This window comes from Allohoeflea poritis, assembly GCF_027889715.1.
In the GTDB taxonomy this organism is placed as follows: domain Bacteria; phylum Pseudomonadota; class Alphaproteobacteria; order Rhizobiales; family Rhizobiaceae; genus Hoeflea_A; species Hoeflea_A poritis.
On the sequence record NZ_JAPJZH010000020.1, the window covers coordinates 46,421 to 65,551 of the forward strand.

The 19,131-nt window shown below is 60.7% G+C and carries 19 protein-coding genes; 9 read left to right on the forward strand and 10 right to left on the reverse strand.

Annotation, left to right across the window (positions count from 1 at the left end; genetic code table 11):
* Window positions 1-118: 118 nt before the first annotated feature.
* Window positions 119-1,213 (reverse strand): recombinase RecA, encoded by a 1,095-nt coding sequence (recA, locus tag OOZ53_RS22955; RefSeq protein WP_271092094.1) that lies wholly within the window; start codon window positions 1,211-1,213, stop codon window positions 119-121.
* A 203-nt stretch (window positions 1,214-1,416) separates the two neighbouring features.
* Here recA and OOZ53_RS22960 point away from each other — a divergent pair, with 203 nt between their 5' ends.
* Window positions 1,417-2,334 (forward strand): IS1595 family transposase, encoded by a 918-nt coding sequence (locus tag OOZ53_RS22960; RefSeq protein WP_271092095.1) that lies wholly within the window; start codon window positions 1,417-1,419, stop codon window positions 2,332-2,334.
* Window positions 2,335-2,346: 12 nt separating this feature from the next.
* Here OOZ53_RS22960 and OOZ53_RS22965 read toward each other — a convergent pair whose 3' ends face one another.
* Entirely contained in the window at window positions 2,347-2,898 is a 552-nt protein-coding gene (locus tag OOZ53_RS22965) for a hypothetical protein (RefSeq protein WP_271092096.1), read from the reverse strand.
* A gap of 319 nt (window positions 2,899-3,217) precedes the next feature.
* Between OOZ53_RS22965 and OOZ53_RS22970 the strand changes: the two genes are divergently transcribed.
* The 3 genes from OOZ53_RS22970 to OOZ53_RS22980 all read left to right on the forward strand — a co-directional run bounded on the left by OOZ53_RS22970 (window position 3,218) and on the right by OOZ53_RS22980 (window position 5,669).
* Window positions 3,218-3,682: a hypothetical protein gene (locus OOZ53_RS22970; RefSeq protein WP_271092097.1), complete on the forward strand. Its 465-nt coding sequence runs from the start codon at window positions 3,218-3,220 to the stop codon at window positions 3,680-3,682.
* A 92-nt stretch (window positions 3,683-3,774) separates the two neighbouring features.
* Entirely contained in the window at window positions 3,775-4,713 is a 939-nt protein-coding gene (locus OOZ53_RS22975) for a carbohydrate kinase family protein (RefSeq protein ID WP_271092098.1), read from the forward strand.
* A gap of 26 nt (window positions 4,714-4,739) precedes the next feature.
* A complete protein-coding gene (locus OOZ53_RS22980) occupies window positions 4,740-5,669 on the forward strand; it encodes a pseudouridine-5'-phosphate glycosidase (protein ID WP_271092099.1) in 930 nt (309 codons plus the stop codon).
* A gap of 33 nt (window positions 5,670-5,702) precedes the next feature.
* Here the strand turns inward: OOZ53_RS22980 and OOZ53_RS22985 are convergent, their stop codons facing one another.
* Window positions 5,703-6,353 carry a YiaD family glycine zipper/OmpA-like lipoprotein gene (locus OOZ53_RS22985; RefSeq protein WP_271092100.1) on the reverse strand — a complete coding sequence of 217 codons (651 nt, stop codon included), beginning with the start codon at window positions 6,351-6,353 and terminating at the stop codon, window positions 5,703-5,705.
* A 225-nt stretch (window positions 6,354-6,578) separates the two neighbouring features.
* Window positions 6,579-9,170, reverse strand: a complete 2,592-nt coding sequence (cckA, locus tag OOZ53_RS22990) for a cell cycle histidine kinase CckA (protein WP_271092101.1) — start codon at window positions 9,168-9,170, stop codon at window positions 6,579-6,581.
* A gap of 314 nt (window positions 9,171-9,484) precedes the next feature.
* On the opposite strand from cckA, the gene OOZ53_RS22995 reads away from it, so the two are divergent.
* The gene (locus tag OOZ53_RS22995) at window positions 9,485-10,675 is read left to right on the forward strand and encodes a flagellar biosynthetic protein FliO (protein WP_271092102.1); all 1,191 of its coding nucleotides are present in this window, start codon (window positions 9,485-9,487) and stop codon (window positions 10,673-10,675) included.
* Between the two features lie 75 nt (window positions 10,676-10,750).
* Here OOZ53_RS22995 and dksA read toward each other — a convergent pair whose 3' ends face one another.
* Both dksA and OOZ53_RS23005 read right to left on the reverse strand, forming a co-directional pair.
* Window positions 10,751-11,170, reverse strand: coding sequence for an RNA polymerase-binding protein DksA (dksA, locus tag OOZ53_RS23000; protein WP_271092103.1), 420 nt, complete (start codon window positions 11,168-11,170; stop codon window positions 10,751-10,753).
* 169 nt (window positions 11,171-11,339) lie between these two features.
* Window positions 11,340-12,563 carry an NAD(P)/FAD-dependent oxidoreductase gene (locus OOZ53_RS23005; RefSeq protein ID WP_271092104.1) on the reverse strand — a complete coding sequence of 408 codons (1,224 nt, stop codon included), beginning with the start codon at window positions 12,561-12,563 and terminating at the stop codon, window positions 11,340-11,342.
* Window positions 12,564-12,846: 283 nt separating this feature from the next.
* Between OOZ53_RS23005 and OOZ53_RS23010 the strand changes: the two genes are divergently transcribed.
* From OOZ53_RS23010 to OOZ53_RS23020, 3 genes are all read left to right on the forward strand, one after another.
* Entirely contained in the window at window positions 12,847-13,395 is a 549-nt protein-coding gene (locus OOZ53_RS23010) for a SixA phosphatase family protein (RefSeq protein ID WP_271092105.1), read from the forward strand.
* A 222-nt stretch (window positions 13,396-13,617) separates the two neighbouring features.
* Window positions 13,618-15,051 carry a YcjX family GTP-binding protein gene (locus OOZ53_RS23015; protein ID WP_271092106.1) on the forward strand — a complete coding sequence of 478 codons (1,434 nt, stop codon included), beginning with the start codon at window positions 13,618-13,620 and terminating at the stop codon, window positions 15,049-15,051.
* Complete coding sequence (locus OOZ53_RS23020) at window positions 15,048-16,064, forward strand: YcjF family protein (protein WP_271092107.1); 1,017 nt, start codon at window positions 15,048-15,050, stop codon at window positions 16,062-16,064. The genes OOZ53_RS23015 and OOZ53_RS23020 overlap by 4 nt, the downstream gene beginning before the upstream one ends.
* A gap of 5 nt (window positions 16,065-16,069) precedes the next feature.
* On the opposite strand, the gene OOZ53_RS23025 is transcribed toward OOZ53_RS23020, so the two are convergent.
* Complete coding sequence (locus OOZ53_RS23025; RefSeq protein ID WP_271092108.1) at window positions 16,070-16,378, reverse strand: ArsR/SmtB family transcription factor; 309 nt, start codon at window positions 16,376-16,378, stop codon at window positions 16,070-16,072.
* Window positions 16,379-16,592: 214 nt separating this feature from the next.
* On the opposite strand from OOZ53_RS23025, the gene OOZ53_RS23030 reads away from it, so the two are divergent.
* A complete protein-coding gene (locus tag OOZ53_RS23030) occupies window positions 16,593-17,135 on the forward strand; it encodes a hypothetical protein (RefSeq protein WP_271092109.1) in 543 nt (180 codons plus the stop codon).
* A 19-nt stretch (window positions 17,136-17,154) separates the two neighbouring features.
* Here OOZ53_RS23030 and folK read toward each other — a convergent pair whose 3' ends face one another.
* The 3 genes from folK to folP form a co-directional block, all read right to left on the reverse strand.
* Window positions 17,155-17,667 carry a 2-amino-4-hydroxy-6-hydroxymethyldihydropteridine diphosphokinase gene (gene folK / locus OOZ53_RS23035; RefSeq protein ID WP_271092110.1) on the reverse strand — a complete coding sequence of 171 codons (513 nt, stop codon included), beginning with the start codon at window positions 17,665-17,667 and terminating at the stop codon, window positions 17,155-17,157.
* A gap of 217 nt (window positions 17,668-17,884) precedes the next feature.
* Window positions 17,885-18,256, reverse strand: coding sequence for a dihydroneopterin aldolase (gene folB, locus OOZ53_RS23040; RefSeq protein ID WP_271092111.1), 372 nt, complete (start codon window positions 18,254-18,256; stop codon window positions 17,885-17,887).
* Complete coding sequence (gene folP / locus OOZ53_RS23045) at window positions 18,253-19,116, reverse strand: dihydropteroate synthase (RefSeq protein ID WP_425499222.1); 864 nt, start codon at window positions 19,114-19,116, stop codon at window positions 18,253-18,255. The genes folB and folP overlap by 4 nt, the downstream gene beginning before the upstream one ends.
* Window positions 19,117-19,131 lie beyond the last annotated feature (15 nt).

The following is a 19,131-nucleotide window of genomic DNA, read 5'->3' on the forward strand; positions in this document are numbered from 1 at the left end:
GCCCGGTGCGGGACTGTCCAGCCGAAGCATGGGTCGTTCGCCAATTCCGTCTTCGCAAAGAAAACGGCCGGCGGCACCATCCGTGCCGCCGGCCGTCTCAAGCCACTTTTACGGAAGTCTAGCCTTCTGCTGCATCCGGTTCACCGTCGTCCTCGGGTTCCGGATGGCCTTCCTCCAGCAACTGCTCGGCGATGAGCCCGGCATTCTGGCGCAGCGCCAATTCGATTTCCTGCGCGGCCTGCGGATTTTCCTTCAGGAAAAGCTTGGCGTTCTCGCGGCCCTGCCCGAGGCGCTGGCTGTTATAGGAGAACCACGCGCCGGACTTCTCGACAATGCCAGCCTTGACGCCGAGATCGATCAGTTCGCCGGTCTTGGAAACGCCCTCGCCATACATGATGTCGAATTCCACCTGTTTGAAGGGCGGCGCCATCTTGTTCTTGACCACCTTGATGCGGGTCTGGTTGCCAACCACCTCGTCGCGGTCCTTGACCGAACCGATGCGGCGGATGTCGAGACGCACGGAGGAATAGAACTTCAGCGCATTGCCGCCGGTCGTCGTTTCGGGCGAGCCGAACATGACGCCGATCTTCATGCGGATCTGGTTGATGAAGATGACCATGCAGTTGGAGCGCGAGATCGACGCCGTCAGCTTGCGCAGCGCCTGGCTCATCAGCCGCGCCTGCATGCCGGGCAGCGAATCGCCCATCTCGCCCTCGATTTCCGCGCGCGGCGTCAACGCCGCGACCGAGTCGATCACCAGAACGTCGATGGCGCCGGAGCGTACCAGCGTGTCGGTGATCTCAAGCGCCTGCTCGCCGGTGTCGGGCTGCGAAATCAGAAGGTTTTCCAGATCGACACCCAGCTTGCGCGCATAGACCGGATCGAGCGCGTGCTCGGCGTCGATGAAGCCGCAGATGCCGCCCTTCTTCTGGGCCTCAGCGACCGTGTGGAGCGCCATGGTGGTCTTGCCGGAGCTTTCCGGCCCGTAAATCTCGATGATGCGTCCCTTCGGCAGGCCGCCGACGCCAAGCGCGATGTCCAGCCCCAGCGATCCGGTCGGAACGGTCTCGATCTCGACGACCTGGTCCTTGGAGCCGAGCTTCATGATTGAGCCCTTGCCGAAGGCCCGCTCGATCTGAGAGAGCGCCGCGTCGAGTGCCTTGCTTTTGTCCACCGAATTTTCCTCTACAAGCCGCAAAGAGTTCTGAGCCATTCCGTCCACCTTTAGGTTATATACGCATCACTGGCAATGAAAGCCGCACTGAAAAAATGTACTGCATTTGTTCTCATTTTGCAACAGCGATCTAAGCAATTGAATATTATATATTATTATAAGAGTGTTCTCACTTTGTCTTGAATGAATGGGTTCGTACATATCCCCTTGAAACATGTAGCTGTGATTCCCATATTGGGAGTATGAGCAACAATCCCAAACTCCCGACGATTCGCCAGTTCCTCGAACGGTTCCCCGATGATGACGCGTGCTTGGAACATCTCATGCGGACCCGCTACGGAGAGCGCTTAACTTGCGCCAAGTGCGGCAAGGATGCTCGCTATTACCGCGTGAAGTCACGCCGCTCCTATGAATGTGAGCACTGCGGCAATCAGGTCTACCCGACAGCCGGAACGCCTTTCGAGAACACCCGCACGTCCCTGCGCGACTGGTTCCATGTCATGTTCTTGTTCTGCGCGTCCCGCAACGGCGTATCCGCCAAGGAAGTGCAGCGGACAATCGGCGTCACCTACAAGACCGCATGGCGCATGTGCAACCTCATCCGCCAGTACATGGGCTATGTCGATGGCGACAACATCCTTGGCGGTCCTGACGGCGGTGTCGTTGAAGCCGACAAGGCTTTCTATGGTGGCCGTGACAAGCGCGGTCACGACGACAAGAGCGTTGCTCTCGGTGCCACCGAACGCGGCGGCGAAACCGTCACGCGAGTTATTCCCTCACGTCGTTCAAAGCACGTCATGCCTGCACTGCTGAACTGGGTTAAGCCCGGATCGCGCATTGCAACCGACGAAGCGCCTGTCTTTAAGGAACTGGCAGAACACGGCCATATGCACGGCACAGTGAACCATCGCGATGGCGAATATGTTCGCGGCAACGTTCACACAAATACGATTGAAGCCTTTTGGGGCCACGTTAAGCACTCAATGAAAGGCACTTATGTCAGCGTTTCTCCGAAGTGGTTGCAGACTTACCTTTGGGAGTTCGAGTTCCGGCAGAACCTTCGGAAGAACCCGCACTTGATGCTTGAGCTTCTTTTGCAGGCTTTTCCAAGGCCGGTTTCGAAACCATCGCCTCAAGAAGACGGTCAAAGCGTTGCTTAGAGTCCGGCATCCCTAGTTTGCCGGCCCCACCACGATGTGCCACAAACTTTTATCTCCCTGTTTAAATTCAGAAATACGAATATCGTTTGTTGGGGGATTAAAAAAGGAGTGCCAGGTAGGTGAGCTTGGGTCCATTTCATAGCCGTTTCCCGCAAGAAAGTCGTGAATTTCGCGGGCAAAATTGTTGGATTCCGTATCTCCATTCATTCCTAAAACCCGAATAGGTCGATCTTTCGGGAGTTCTCGCAATAGGCCATCCTTCATGGCTTGAGGCATTACCCGCTGACGCTTCTCGTTTATGTTTACCGTATGTGCGGTGATACCACCGCTTTGGTGATGGCTTGTGACATTTTGATTGATTATTTGGCCCCTACGCTCTTCTGGCATTAGCCTGACCTTCCTCGATTCGGATGCAAAGTATCTTGATTTGATCCGAGGATACCAACCATATGCCAATATCGCGAGTCCAACGATTGCCAGCACCAAATAAGGATTGATGCCGCCAAATACCTCAATCCATTCGTTGAGATTCTTTATTGCGTCATTTGGGGAATTTTCAGCCAAGAAAACCATCCCCGCCATAAGGACGCTTAAAATAGTTGTTGCTAGCTCCCGTAAGCTCATATGACTTCTTTACCACGATATCCGGGCAATACGATTCGTGGTTGAATCTAGCAGAATGCATGTTACATGTCTTTAGGGGATACATCCGAACGGGTTATGGCCGCCACCTGCAAAACACGTCTGATGATGCCGAAAATCTTTCCGGCCGGATTCGATTCGCGTTCGGCCCGCCGCTACCGGCAGCGGTGGAAATGAGCGGCGTTTTTATGTCAGACTGTGCCAAGGGTGATCTTTGCATTGAGCGGAGGGGTTCAAGCCGATGCGCACGCATGTCCTGGTGATTCTTGCCGCTTGCCTGACGATACTTCTCGGGCAAGGTTCCGCGAGCGCGCAGGAGCCCTCGGAGGAGCTGCTGAATGAGTTGCGGACCATGTCGCTGCAGATGCAGGAGGTGAGTGCGCGCTACAGCCGCAAGCTCGTTCAGGTCGGCGGCGCGTCCGCCACGATCAATGCAGGCCGCACGGGCAGCCTGAACCTCGGCGAGCTTGCACCCGGCCACTACCAGTTGGCAGTCGCCTGCGCCAAGTGCGGCGGCCTGTCGGCGGAACTCGTTGATGCAGATGGCACAATCATCGAGGCGAAACCCAACGACTTTGCGGCGACCTTCTTCATCTTTGACCTGCAGGCAAAGGGGCAGAGAATCATTCGCATAACGCCAAGGGACTGCGCGGCATTGTCCTGCGAATACGGCGCCGTGCTCTATCGTGACACACCCGCAAATTAGAGGCCCGTTTTCGCGTTTGAATTGCCCGGCGCCTTGCGTTAAGCCATCGGCCTGAGGTGCGGCAAAACCGCCGGCACATAAAGGCAATGCAAATGGCTCGGATCATCGTCCTCGGTGGGGCGCATATCGACCGCCGCGCGACCATCGATGGCGCGACGGTTCCCGGCGCAAGCAATCCGGGCCGCTGGCGCGAGGAGCCCGGCGGCGGCGGCTTCAACGCGGCACGCAGCCTGGCGCGCCTCGGTCACGAGGTGGCGATGGTTTCGGTGCGTGGCGGAGACCGCGCCGGCGAGGCCGTCGGCACGGCCATGGAAACCGTCGGCGTGGAGGACATGGCCCAGGTCTTCCTCGACCGGGCGACGCCGAGCTACACGGCCATTCTGGAAAATGACGGCAACCTCCTCGTCGCCGTCGCCGACATGGATCTCTACGACCGTTTCGTCTACCGGCAGCTATCGCGCAAATCGATCAGGCAGGCGATCGCCGACGCGAACCTCGTCCTGTGCGACGCGAACCTTCCGGCCGGCACGATCGGGGCGCTGGCGCAGATGACCGGGATGAACGGAAAGCCGCTTTGCGCAATCGCCATTTCGCCGCCCAAGGTCGAACGCCTGGAGCCGGCATTCGGCGGCCTTTCAATGATTTTCATGAACGCTGCGGAGGCCGCGGTTTTGTGCGGCCAAGACACACCGCCGGACAAATGGCCCGGCAAACTGCGTGAACGCGGCATAGCGCGCGGCGCGATTTCGCGCGGTGAAGGTCCGGTGCTCGGTTTCGACGGAACGGATGTCTTTCAGATCACGCCGCCCCGGATCGAAAGCGTCGTGGATGTGACCGGCGCCGGAGACACGCTGGCCGCCGCCGCCATCCATGCGACCTTGAATGGCAACGCTTTCCGCGCTGCCCTGCGCTACGGTGTGGCCGCCGCCGGATTGGCCGTTCAGTCGGCCGATGCCGCACCGCCTGAACTCAACATCGAGACGGTCGAGGCGGCGCTGAAGCACGTGCCGCAGGCCGAGCCGTTTCCATAGGGCGCCAATACCGGTAAGGACGATTGATGAACAAGCCCCCCTTCCCTCTGAGTTATTCCGACGAGGTTCGTGCAGCCCTCGACGCCGGCAAGCCTGTGGTCGCGCTGGAATCGACGATCATAACCCACGGCATGCCCTGGCCCGGCAATCTGGAAATGGCGCGCGGCGTCGAAGATGTCGTGCGCTCGCAGGGCACTGTTCCCGCGACAATCGCGGTCATCGACGGCACCCTCAATATCGGCCTTGAGGACGCGGCGCTGGAAGCCCTCGCCCGAACACCGGACGCACTCAAGGTGTCGCGCGCCGATCTCGCCTTTGCGGTCGCCATGGGCAGAACGGGTGCGACGACCGTCGCCGCAACGATGATCGCGGCGCAGATCGCCGGCATAAGGGTGTTTGCGACCGGCGGCATCGGCGGCGTTCATCATGGCGCTGAAACGGACTTCGACATTTCCGCCGACCTCGACGAACTGGCAAGGACATCGGTTATCGTCGTTTGCGCCGGCGCCAAGGCGATCCTCGACATCCCGAAAACGCTGGAGGTTCTGGAAACCAAGGGCGTTCCGGTCGTCACATTCGGTGCCGACGAGCTGCCGGCCTTCTGGTCGCGGCGCTCCGGTCTGGAAAGCCCGCTGCGCCTCGACGATCCGGCGGACATAGCCAGGTTCCAGAACACCCGCGCCGCCATGGACATTTCCGGCGGCATGCTGGTTGCCAATCCCGTTCCGCAGGAAGACGAGATCCCGCGCGAGGAAATGGACATCTACATCCGCCGTGCACTGGACAAGGCGGCCGATGACGGCATTTCCGGCAAATCGGTCACGCCATTCCTGCTTGCGGAAATCCTGGCAATGACCGATGGCCGCAGCCTTGAAACCAATATTGCGCTGGTGCGCAACAACGCCCTGATGGCGGCCCGTATCGCCGCCGCGCTCAATGAAAAAGGCGCCGGATGATCCGGCGCCTCCAGTTCTTTCGCATATTGCGCCTTAGCTGAGCGGAACGATCTGGATTTCCACGCGGCGGTTCTGCGCGCGCCCGGCCTCCGTCGCATTGCTTGCAATCGGGCGCTCTTCGCCGAAGCCGACGACATACATGCGCCGCTGATCGATGCCCTGAGCCGACAGGTAGGACGAGACCGATTGCGCCCGGCGCTGCGACAGATCCAGATTGTACTGGGCCGTGCCGGTCGAATCCGTATAGCCGTAAACGTCGATAAGCGTCTGATTGTATTTCGACAGGACGATCGCAACGGAATTCAGCGTCTGGAAGAAGCTCGGATCGATCTGTGCCTGATTGAGCGCGAATGTGACGTTCGAGGGCATGTTGAGCACAAGGTTGTTGCCGTTGCGGCTGACCGAGACACCGGTGCCCTGGAGCTGCGCGCGCAGCTCGGCTTCCTGGCGATCCATGTAATTGCCGATCGCACCGCCAGCGAGCAGTCCGATGCCGGCACCCACAAGCGCGTTGCGCCGGTCATTGCCGCCAGCCAGCAAGCCGAGGCCTGCGCCGGCCGCCGCGCCGAGCGCCGCACCCGTCGCCGTCCGCGTCGGGCGCGGATCGCCTGTATATGGATCGGTCGTCATGCAACCCGCCAAAAAGACGCCTGCCACCGTTGCGGCTGCGATTTTCTTGTACATTTAGCTTCCCCCGTTGAAGGTGAATGAGAATTTGCAGTGGCTTCAATATCAATATTGCGGCGCCATTGTGTTCGATGCGATTGCCGATAGATGGGTACGCCCGAGCGTATGTTCCATGGCGGCCCCGGCGGAAATCGAATCATTATCCGACAGTTAGCCGTATTTTATGCGGACCGCCAATATCGGCATGGGGACAACGTAGCCCGCTCTTCCCGCCAAGTGTGCCTAGCTGTCGATGACCTCCTTGACCGCCGTCGCGAGCTGTTTCAGCGAGAACGGCTTCGGCAGGAAGCCGAATTGCGCGTTTTCCGGCAGGTTCTTGGCAAAGGCGTCCTCGGCATATCCGGAGACGAAGATGAACTTCATGTCGGGATATTCCTTGCGCAATTCGCGCAGCAGCGTCGGGCCGTCCATCTCCGGCATGACGACATCCGAGACGACGATGTCGACATCGCCGTCGAGTTCCTTGATGACGTCCAGCGCCTCGACGCCGGACCCGGCCTCGTGCACCGTATAGCCGCGCGTTTCCAGCATGCGCTTGCCGCCGCGCCGCACGGCCTCCTCGTCCTCGACCAGGAGAACCGTTGCCGAACCGGTCAGATCGGTCGGCTCCTTCTGGCCGCCCGACCCGTTGGCACCGCCCGCGCCCGCTTCCTGCTTGTCCTCGGCGGAATCGGATGCCGCCTCTTCTTCCGTCTCGATGTGGCGCGGCAGGTAGATGCGGAATGTCGAGCCCTTGCCGACCTCGGATTCGGGATAAATATAGCCGCCGGACTGCTTGATGATCCCGTAAACCATCGACAATCCAAGACCGGTTCCCTTGCCCACATCCTTCGTCGTGAAAAACGGTTCGAAAATCTTGTCGAGCAGATCCGGCGCGATGCCGGTTCCCTCGTCCTCGATGGCGATCATCACATAGTCGCCGACTTCCATGCCGCGATTGTTGAGCGCCGCGACTTCGCCGCTCTCGACATTGGCCGTGCCGATCCTGATCGTGCCGCCTTCCGGCATGGCGTCGCGTGCATTCACGGCAAGATTGATGATCACCTGCTCGAACTGCCCGAGATCCGTTTTGACCGGCCACAGATCCTTGCCGTAGTCGATGTCGAGTTTCACATGCGTGCCGGTCAGCCTGTCGACAAGCATGCGCAGGTCGCCGATGACGTCTGTCATCGACAGGACGGTCGGGCGCATCGTCTGCTTGCGCGAGAAGGCCAGCAACTGGCGCACCAGGACCGCGGCGCGGTTGGCGTTGCGCTTGATCTCCATGAGATCGGCAAAGCTGGAGTCCGACGGACGCAGCGACAAGAGCAGGTGGTCGGCCGAAAGCAGGATGGCCGTCAGCACATTGTTGAAGTCGTGCGCGATGCCGCCGGCCAGCGTTCCCACGGCATTCATCTTTTGCGTTTCGGCCATCTGCGCTTCGAGCGCTTTTTGTTCCGTCGTCTCCACCGCATAGACGATAGCGGTTTCCTTGCTGTCTCCGTCATCGATCACGGCGGTCACGTAAAAACGGATGAACCGTTCCCCGTCGGCGGCATGGCGCGTATCGACTGGCTGGATATCGCCCTTGCCCTCGGCCGCCGCCTCGAGCGCCGAGGCAAACAGCTTCCTGTCCGCCTCGTGCACAACGGTCTCGAACCGCGTGCCTTTTTCGAGATCGTCACGCGACACCGCGCCGGAGAACATTTTCAGGAAAGGCGCATTGGTGCGAACGATCTTGCCGCCGCCATCCACAGAGGCGATGGCCATCGGCGTGTTGTTGAAGAAGCGCGTGAAGCGCATTTCCGCCGCCGCTTCGCTCGGGCCGCTGGCCTCCCCGCCCCGCAGCAGAACGATCGTGCGGCTTTCGCCGGGCGCTCCGTCGCGCGGCGCGCTGACCCGGTGTACGAGCCGCACCGGCATGCTCTTGCCGTCGCGGCGCAGCATGTCCAGATCCAGCGTCGCCGTGCGATCGAGACCGGGCGCCGCCTCGACCGATTCGATCAGCGCCATGCCCTCGCCGGCGATGAGATCGTTGAGCGCGATGGAGCCCGGCGTGAACTGAGTAAGGTCCAGGCCGATCCAGTCGGCGAGCGTAGCGTTGATATAGACGATCGCGCCATCGTGGCCCGTCGACATGAAACCGGCCGGCGCGTGATCCAGATAATCGATCGCGTGCTGCAGCTCTCGGAAGAATTTCTCCTGGTCCTCGCGCTCCGCCGAAATGTCGGATAGCTGCCAGGCGTGAAGCTGTTCGCCGGCATCGCCGATGTCGAGAAGCCGCGCGCGCAGCCGGTACCAGCGTGGTCCCTCGGCTTGGGCCTTTGTTCCACCAAGGCCTTTCAGCAGGCGAAACTCCTCCTGACCCTCCTTGCCTTCGCGCACCTGGTTGGTCAGCCGGTAGACGGCCTCGGCCGCCTGGTTGTCGCTGGACATGATGGCTTCGATGGAATGCACATCGGCGGGGCTGTTTGCACCGATCAGATCGGCATAGGTCCGGTTGGCATAGACCACCCGGCCCTTCTTGTCCGTGACGACGGTGCCTTCGGGGTGGCCGTCGATGAATATGCGCGACAGCACGTCGCCGCCGCCGCGCGGCATGATCTGCACGAAACCGATCACCGTCGAGACCAGATAGAAAATGCCGATCATGGCCAGCATGCCGAGCAGCCCGAGACCGAGATTGGTGTTGACGCGTCCCTCCAGATAGATGAACGCCACCGCTGCACCGACGAGAACAATGGCGAGAACGGTCAGGCGAACCACGGTTCCGGGCTTGGAATGCCGGTCTATGATCGGCGTCGGGTAGTCTCCCGACTGGCTGTCTCGCGCCATTACCGTCCTCTTGAAGCGAGCCTGATTCCCTTGGGCTACATTAGCCCGTTTGGACCACATTCGTTAACACATTGAAAGAGCAAGCGGGTTTTGCGCCCTGCCTATGCACTGCAAAAAACGCCTTGGCCCCGGATAAATCGCGCAATGCGGGCAAAACCATCGCAAAAACGGTGTGCAAACTGTGTGTTGTTTGAATTTCGCCGGCCCTGAGCTTGCAAGCGCCACAATCGGTCTCTACGCTTCATGCCAGTTGGGTATTCCGACTCGTACAAGTGATGCGAGTGGATAGGGCATTGAAATAAAGTAGAATTATCATGGGCGATGCGCTTTTCAGCACGGACGGCATGTCCCTTTACTCCATGCTTGCGGTGGGCTTGGTTATCCTTGTCGCCATCGGTCTTCTCGTCTGGAACCTGCGACGGCGCGGACATATGGCCTTCATTCGCGGCGGGAATTCCCGTCAGCCGCGGCTTGCGGTGCTTGACGCAACGGCGGTGGATGCGCGCCGCAGGCTCGTTCTGGTGCGCCGCGACAATGTCGAACACCTGATCATGATCGGCGGACCGAGCGATATCGTGGTCGAGCGCGGCATCAACCGTGCTGCCATGCGCGCTGCCCAGCAGGACGCGACGGCGCAGCAACCGGCCAAGCCGGCGCAACGCCCGCAACAGCAAAAGGCGCCGCCTCCGCAAAAACCGGCTGAGCCTATTGCCACCGAACCGTTGAACATCCCGGCGGCAAAGCCGACTGACAAGCCGCAGGAACAGCCAAAGGCTGAGACCGCGGCGGCGAAAAGCGCTCCGGAGCCGGAAACACAGAAGAAACCGGAGCAGAAAACCGAACAAAAAGCCGAAATCTCAGCAAAGCCATTGGTTGAACCAAAGCCGGCAGCAGAGGCGAAGCCCGTGGCACCCGAAAAGCCGGCACCGGAACTCGCAGCGGTCGCCGTTTCGGCGGCGGTTGCGGATGCCGCCGCAAACCCGGCGGACAAGGCGGACACAAAACCCGATATGTCGGCCGCGCCCGACATCAGGGAAGAACCGAAACCTCTGATCAAAGCGGAAAAACCGGAAGACGAAACGATCGCCGCGGAACTGGAAGACGTTCTTGACGCGGCACGCGACCTCGTCCTTCCGGAAAAGGAAATGACGCCACCGGTGCTGTCCGAGGCTGTCGAGGCCGAAGCAAAGATCGAAAGCAAGGCGCCCGAACCGCAATCGCCCCTGGCGACGGCAACAGCGGGCATCCCGGTTGTCGATACGGCCCCCACACCGCCGGAGAGCATCGATACATCCCCGACGGTTACGGCGGATGAGCTGATTGCCGATTTCGACAGGGTGCTCGAGGCTGAAATGAGCAAGGCCGAGAAGCAGAAGCTTGCCGTGGAAACACCGGAACCGGTCGAGCCTCCGCAGCCCGAGAAGGAAGAGCCGGTCAAACCGCCGGCTGCATCTCTGGAAGACGAGATGAAGAAGCTGCTCGGCGACCTCACGGTAAAGCACTAGAGACAAGCGCCTATGGGCAAGCAAAAGAGAAAGGCGGCTCAGGGCCGCCTTTTATTTCGCTTATCGTCATCCCGACTATTCGTCGCGATAGACTTTTTCCCGGCGCTCATGACGTTCCTGGGCTTCGATGGAAAGCGTTGCGATCGGCCGCGCGTCGAGCCTTTTCAGGCTGATCGGCTCGCCGGTCTCTTCGCAATATCCGTATGTACCTTCGTCAAGGCGCCGAAGCGCCGCATCGATTTTGGAGATCAGCTTGCGCTGCCGGTCCCTGGCACGCAGTTCAATGGCTCTGTCCGTTTCCGACGATGCCCTGTCGGCAATGTCGGGGTGATTTGCGCTGTCTTCCTGAAGATTGCCGAGTGTTTCCCGCGCCTCGCGAAGGATCTCGTTTTTCCATGCATTCAACTTGGCTCGAAAATAGGCTCGCTGCTTCTCGTTCATGAACTCCTCGTCATCCGAGGGAACGTAGGAACCAAGATCGATTATCTCATTCATGGTGATTCCTTGTTTGGCAGTGCTTGTGGGGCGTGTGTATAGCCACACCGCACTGTGCTTACAAGCGGGAATTCATGGGTCGGTTCAGTTTTTTGTGAGCATGCGGTTTTCTGTATGCGACTGCTTTGAATTACCAAATTGTCACAACAAGTTCACATTTGTGCTTGCGCTATATTTCATCGATATAGTCAACAAGTCTTAGCCGCATGTATTCAATCTGCGTGGCAATGCGACCGAAAATGCCGCCGCCCCAGGCCATCGTGTAATCTTCGAACAGCGCCAGGCGCTCCTTCGAACCGGTGATGGCGTCGGCAATCGCCAGGCCTGCCGCGGCGGTCGTATTGAGGCCGTGACCGCCGAATGCGGTGGCTGCAAAGAGCCCGGGCCGGATCTCCCCGACAATCGGCATCTTGTGGCGCGCGTACCCCATCAGCCCTGACCAGGTATATTCAATCTCGATGTCGCCGAGTTGCGGATAGACGCCCGCAATATCGCCGCGCATCAGGCGCGAGAGCTGCGCGGGCTGCGACCGCCGCGTGGTGATGCGCCCGCCCCAGAGCAGGCGTTGGCCCGCTTCGTCCTCGACAATGCGATAGTAGTCTCCGGCCCGCCGCTGATCCGTGATGCATCCGCGATACCGTATGGCCTCGCCGATCCTGCTGTCAGGCCGACTGACCACCACATAGGTCGCGACCGGCAGCACGCTTCGCTCTATGGCGCCGACGGGGCCGCCATAGGCGCTGGTGGCAACGACGACCGACTTCGCCCGGACGGAACCGTCGGAAGATTTGACATGGTAGGTCTGGCCGGATCTGCTGACGCCACTCACGCGGGTTTCTTCATGAACGCGCACGCCGCCGGCCCGGCACAACTCGAGCAGCAATTCGCAATAGGCGAGCGGATCGATGTGAAAGCATCCGGGATCGATCACGCCGGCATGGTATTTTTGCGTATCGAGCAGCGCCTGCAAGGCGGGCCGGTCAACAAACTCGAGCGTCGCGCCATAGCGGTCCGACATGGCCTGTTGCCATTGCCTCAGTGCGTCGGTCCGCTTGTGCCGGATGAGATGCAGCCATCCACGTCCGGCGATAATGTCCTCCCTGCCGGCCTTGGCAATCGTTTCCTCGACATAGTTCATGCCGTCGACCGACAGCGCGTGAAGCCGGCTGGCCTTGTGCCTGCCGACACATCGCTCGATCGCCGCAGTTCCTTGCGCATATCCCGGCGAAACGAACCCGCCATTGCGCCCGGACGCGCCCCAGCCGATCCGGCTGGCCTCCAGAAGCACCACCGACAGGCCCCTTTCGCACAGCTCACGCGCGATGGTCAGACCGGCGAGCCCGCCGCCAATGACGGCGACATCGGCCTCCTCCTGTCCGCTCAGGGAGCCCAAGGGGGCACGCGGCGTCGCTTTGGCAGCGTAATAGCTGGAAACGTGAGGTGTGGCTTTATGCGGGGTCGCGTGCATTTGGCACCGGTGAAAGCGGAACGAACTCAACCGCATTTGGCATATTTCCATGCCGGCCGACAGCCCGCAAATCCCTGCGAGGCCTCATTGTCCCCACCCGCAATGCAATTTGCGCCCTGCCCCCTCGCGTCAAGGATCGAATGATGCTTTAAATGCCGGATGTAAGGAAGCCTGGCCGAACCGGCCTCGCATAGGGCAGAAAGCGCGCATGGACAAAAATGCATCGGCATCCGCGATCGTCTACCTGCTTCGGCATGCCCATTCCGCATGGGCGCGCCCCGGCCAGCGCGATTTTGATCGGCCGCTCGACGAGCGCGGCATCGAGGACGCGCGGATTGTCGGCAACGCATTGTCAAAACGGGACAAGTTGCCGCAAGCGGTCCTGTGCTCGACCGCGGCACGTTGCCGGCAGACCTGCGATATCGTCCTGTCGTATCTGACGAACCCGCCGCCGGTCGAAAACATCGATGCGCTCTACAGCAATGATTACCGTTACTACGTGGATCTGCTTTCGCGGCAAACCGCGTCTCCGGTGATGCTGATCGGTCATAATCCGATGATGGAAGACACCGCACGGGCCCTCAGCGCAACGGCCAGGGACCGGCCGGGCGAAAGGCTGCAGAAAGGTTTCCCGACCGCCGGCCTTGCCATGATCGAATTCGACGGCTCACTGGCCTCCATCGACGAAGGCGGGCATCTGAGCGAATTCCTGTCGCCGAAACGGCTGCGCAAGCTGGCGCAACGGGTCGATGGGTGAATGAGCGTACCTTTACGTTAAAGTATTGAAATAAATTCAATAATTTCAAAATCAGATCCTTGTCTCCAGATAAGGCCAGAGCACGGCACCGCACATCGGAGGCGGCACGTTGCACCTGCATTGGCTTGAACAGCAGCCGGGTGGGCTCTTATATCCCCACCAACGAACACGCCAGGCAGGTGACAATTGGGTTCTGCGCTTTCCCGCATCTCGGACGAGGCAATGATAACCGTCGACAACCTCGTCGACCGGGCGGGCGACATGCTGCGCCCGAATATGCGGTTCGGCGTGACGGGGCTGTCCCGCGCCGGAAAGACCGTCTTCATTACCGCACTGGTCCATAATCTGATCCATGGCGGGCGCCTGCCCCTGTTCAAGGCACAGCAGAGCGGCCGCATCGCGTCCGCCTATCTGGAGCCCCAGCCCGACGACGGCGTACCGCGCTTCCAGTATGAGGACCATGTACGTGCACTCGTCGAAGAACGTCTCTGGCCGCAGTCGACCCGCGCCATTTCCGAACTGCGCCTGACCATCGAGTATGAATCCGCCAGCGCCTGGAACCGGCTGCTGTCTTCCGGAAAACTGTCCATCGACATTGTCGATTACCCGGGGGAATGGCTTCTCGATCTGCCGCTCCTGCAGCAGGATTTCGCGGAATTCAGCCGCATGGCGGTTTCCCTGGCACGCTCGCCGGCCCGCATCGACCTGGCCCGCCAGTGGCTGGAAACTGCCACGAACCTGGATGTTCGCGCACCCGCCGATGAAACGGGCGCGCGCGGCATCGCCGGCCTTTTTGCCGAATATCTGCGGAACTGCCGCAGTGACGAACGCGCCCTTTCAACCCTGCCGCCCGGCCGTTTCCTCATGCCGGGCGACCTTGAAGGCTCGCCTGCACTGACATTCGCTCCCCTGCCCGATCTGCCGGAGGGATCGGCCTCGGCCGGTTCGCTTTGGGCAATGATGGAGCGGCGTTACGAGGCCTATAAGAGCCTGGTCGTCAAACCCTTCTTTCGCGAGCATTTCGCGCGCCTCGACCGCCAGATAATTCTCATCGACGCGCTGCAGGCGATGAATGCCGGCCCGGAAGCCGTACAGGATCTCGAGCGGGCGCTGGTGGACATACTGTCCTGCTTCCGCCCGGGCCGGAGCAATTTTCTGACATCTCTGATTTCGCGGCGCATCGACCGGGTTCTGATCGGCGCCACCAAGGCGGACCATCTGCACCAGGAAAGCCATGACAGGCTTGAGGAAATCGTCGGCAGGCTGGTTTCCCGCGCGACGCGCAAGGCCGGATACGCAAAGGCCGATATCGAGGTCATCGCGATGGCGGCCGTACGCGCAACGCGCGAAACCAATGCCAAACAGGGCAAGGACAGGCTGCCGCTCATCGTCGGCACGCCCATGAAAGGCGAGAAAATCGACGGCAAGACGTTCAACGGGAATACGGATAAACGCATATTTCCCGGTGATTTGCCGGAAGATGCGGATTCCTTTTTTGAACATTTGCACGATACCGGCACCCCGATACCGCATCTGAATTTCGTCCGTTTCCGCCCGCCCCGGCTGGAGCGCACGGCAGAGGGCGTCACGCTTTCGCTGCCGCATATCCGCCTGGATCGGGCCTTCGAGTTTCTTTTCGGGGATTGGCTCGCATGACAAAGCAACAACGCAAGCCCGTCGCATTCGACGTCGAAGAAGGCGACGATGGGCTGCTGCCCTTCGAATTCGCCGATCAGGGCGATGAGAATTTGCCAATTGAGGCTCTGACACCGCCTGTGGCCGAACCGAAACGGAGAGGGTTTTCCTTCGGAAGGCTGGCGCTTGGAGCGTTCGGGCTGCTGTTCTCGCTGGCCTTCGCGCTCTGGCTGGACGGTCTCATCGCCGGCTTCTTCGCCCGATCCGTATGGCTCGGTTGGCTGGCGACGGCACTCACCGCCATAGGCGTCGGATCGCTTCTGGGCCTTGCGGTGCGGGAAATCCGCGCGCTCATGCGCCTTGACGCCGTCCATGCGATACGCGAGGAGGCGGAAGAAGCCCGCCTGGAGAAGCGTCCGAAAAAGGCACGCGCGGTTCAGGCAAAGCTCATGCGCATTTTTTCAAACCGGCCGGAGACCGCCCGCGCGCGGCGCGCGCTCAAGGAGCTGGACGGCGAAGTCATCGACGGACCGCACATCATGGAATTGACGGAAACGCAATTGCTCGGCCCCGTCGACCAGGAAGCGCGTCGCCTCATCGTCAACGCTTCGAAGCGGGTTTCGGTGGTAACGGCGCTCAGTCCGCGGGCGCTGATCGATATCGGATACGTACTGTTCGAGGCCATGCGCCTCATTCGCGGCCTTGCCACACTGTATGGCGGCAGGCCCGGAACACTCGGGGCCATCCGGCTTGCCCGCGACGTGGTCGGACACCTTGCCGTCACCGGTTCGCTGGCGCTCGGCGACGGTGTGGTGCAGCAGCTCATGGGACAGGGCCTGGCCAGCAAGGTATCGGCGCGCCTCGGAGAAGGCGTGGTCAACGGGCTGATGACCGCCCGCATCGGCATCGCGGCGATGGACCTGTGCCGGCCGCTTGCATTCCACAGCCTCAAGCGACCGGGCATCGGCGAATTCGTCGGCGACCTGACCCGCCAGGCGGCGGGTGGCAAAAAGCAAGACAAGACCAGGAACTGACGGCGTCAGGCAGCGCTGTCCGGCTGGCTCAACCCGACACAGCATTCCTTGGTCAGGAAATCCACCAGTTCCGTCATCATATCGTAGTCGGCGAAGTTGCGGATTTCCCGCCCGAAACGCTCCTGCCGAACAAAGCCGGCATCGACCAGCGCGGAAAGATGATGGGCAAGCGTCGATGGCGGGATCGAAAGATGTTGCACGATGTCTCCGACATTGAGGCCACCGTCGCCTGCCTTGACGAGAAGCCGAAAGACGCCGAGACGGGCCTCGTGACCCAGTGCCGAGAGCGATTTTGCTGCGTTGGATTCATCCATAAGCGGAACATAATCCCTGCCGCCCCCACGTCAACACAGGCGCGCGGGAGCAACGCCCAAGCCTGTTTGAGGCTGCGGTAAAGCCGGCTAAAGGCCTTGAACCGGCCTGATTTCGTTATTTCACTGCCCTCTGCTACAATCCACGCGACCTTCAACCCGGCATTAACCATTCCGGTTGAAGGTAGGATGTCCCGAATTTGCCGCAGGCTGGATCATGTTCTTTCGTTTATCCCTGAGCGCACTTGCCCTTGTCATCGCCGGTTTCGCGACCCCTTCATGGGCCGGACAGAAAGACAAGATCTTCTTCGAATCCGTCGAAGGAAGCTGGCGCGGTCCGGGAGAAATTGTCGCCGGCAAATACAAGGGCACCAAATTCGTCTGCAAATTCAAGGGCGCGCCATCGGCCGAACACGCGGTCGGTGTGGCTATGGACGGCCATTGCCGCGTCGGCATCTTCTCTCAAAAAATGTCCGCTTTCATCGGCGGCAAACGCGGCAAATATAGCGGCCGTTTCCAGGACGGCGCCAAGGGCGACGGCCTTGATATCATTTCCGGGCAGATCAACGGCAACAAGATCGTCGTCGGCCTCAACCGGAAAAAGCTCGACGGTGCCATGGTCGCGCACCTCGAAGAACCCAATGTCATGAATGTGACGATTTCGGTGAAGGTCCGCGAAAGACTGATCCCGGTCATCGGCATGACGCTGTCACGCGAACGCAGGGTCGGCGCCTCCAACGCACAGGATCATCTGCGCTAGGCTTTGGTGACGATTTAACTTATGCGCCGGTTTCCTTCCACCATTTGCCGTCTTCGCTGGCAATCTCGATTCCGGCGCTGTCACATCGCGCCGCCCACTGCGAAACCGGCTCACCCCTCAGCTCCATAGAAGCGGCTATGTCCGTGAGCGGCAAAAGCACGAATGCGCGTTCGTGCATGTGCGGGTGCGGAATGATCAGCCCGTCCTCCCGCACTTCCAGATCATCGAAGGTCAACACGTCGATATCGATAATGCGCGGACCCCAGCGCTCGCGGCGTTTGCGTTTCAGCCGCTTTTCAATGTCCAGGCAGGCATCCAGCAATGCGCGCGGAGCACAGCTTGTCTCGACAATCGCACAGCAGTTGAAAAACCAGTCCTGGTCGGTCTTGCCCCAGGGCGGCGTCCGATAAAGACGCGAAACCGCCGAAACGGAAATCCCGTCGGTCGCATCGAGCATGCGCAATGCGGCGGCCATGCTTGCCGGCGGGTCGCCGATGTTGCCGCCAAGACCCAGCGTGGCCGTTTTTCTCATCCCTTCGGCTCTACCCACCACAAGCGCGAGCCAACAACGCCAGAGGCCAAAATCGCCCGGCCCACTCATCTTTAAGTTTCAACATCTACTTTCCTTTCAAGGGTGGGGAAAATCGGCCCATCGGCGTCGTTGCGCCGCTTGCCCAATGCGCTGCATCGCGCTGCACGACGCGCCTCCCCGATCCGGACCGAATGGACAACCTCCAGAAAGCTCACATCTAGTCGGGAACATATTCGACACGGACCTCCGCATGATCGAAGATGCCCGGTATGGGTGCGCTTGGCTTGCGAATGGTCACCACAACACGGCGGATCTTCGCGAACCGGGTGCACAGATCCTTGCCGATGCGGTAGGCCAGCGCCTCGATGAGCTTGAAGCGCTCCTGCGTCACGATTTGATGCAGCGCCGTGTGCACCGCGCCATAGTCAACGGTGTCCTCGGGCTCGTCGGACGTCAGCGCAGCGCCGGCCAGCACATCCATCTCGACATCGATGTAAAAACTCTGGCCGAGCTCTGCCTCAGCCTCGAAAACCCCGTGCCTTGCAAAGAAGACACAATTCTTCAGGCCAATCCGGTATGTTTCGCTCATCTTGCAGTTCCTTCAAGCCGCCGGGCGACCACGGCATCGGCCATGGCAAGGGCATCCCTGTTCGCGGCGACATCATGGACCCGGAAAATGGCCGCACCCTCAAGGCGCAGCATGGCCGTGGTCGATGCCGTCGCGATATCGCGCCGATCCATGTCGCGGCCGCTGACTGCGCCGATGAACCGCTTGCGCGACGTTCCCGCCACAAGCGGATAACCCAGCGCGTGCAATTCGGCGAAGCGGGCCATCAGCTCGATATTCTCATCCGCGTCCTTGGCAAAACCGAACCCGGGATCGAGCACGATCGCATCGTCCGGCACACCCGCGTCACGCGCAAGTTCCAGCGAACGCCCCAGAAACAGGTACTGATCCTCGACAACATCCTCCGCCTTCTGACGGTCGCGGCCCGTATGCATGATGCAAAGGCCCGCGCCGAGCGCCGCCGCTGTTCGCGCCATGTCCGGGTCGCGCTGCAATCCCCATACATCGTTGATCACATGCGCGCCGGCCTCCACCGCCCGTCGCGCCGTCTCGGCGCGGTAGGTGTCGACCGAAATGACGGCATCGGTTCGTTGCGCCAGCGCCGCAATGACCGGCAGTACCCTGGCCTGTTCCGTCTCGGCATCGACGGGATCGGCGCCCGGCCGCGTCGACTCCCCGCCAATATCAATGATGGATGCGCCTTCAGCGACCATCGCTTCGGCTGCTTTCACGGCCGCCTCCAAATCGTCGAACCGGCCGCCATCCGAAAAGGAATCGGGCGTCACATTGACGATGCCTTTCAAGTGTCCGCGCGGTCCCAGCACGAGCGAACGGCCATGCGCCAGTCGCCACGCACGCGTGCTGAACCCGGGATGCGAAATGGACAACTGCGCCGC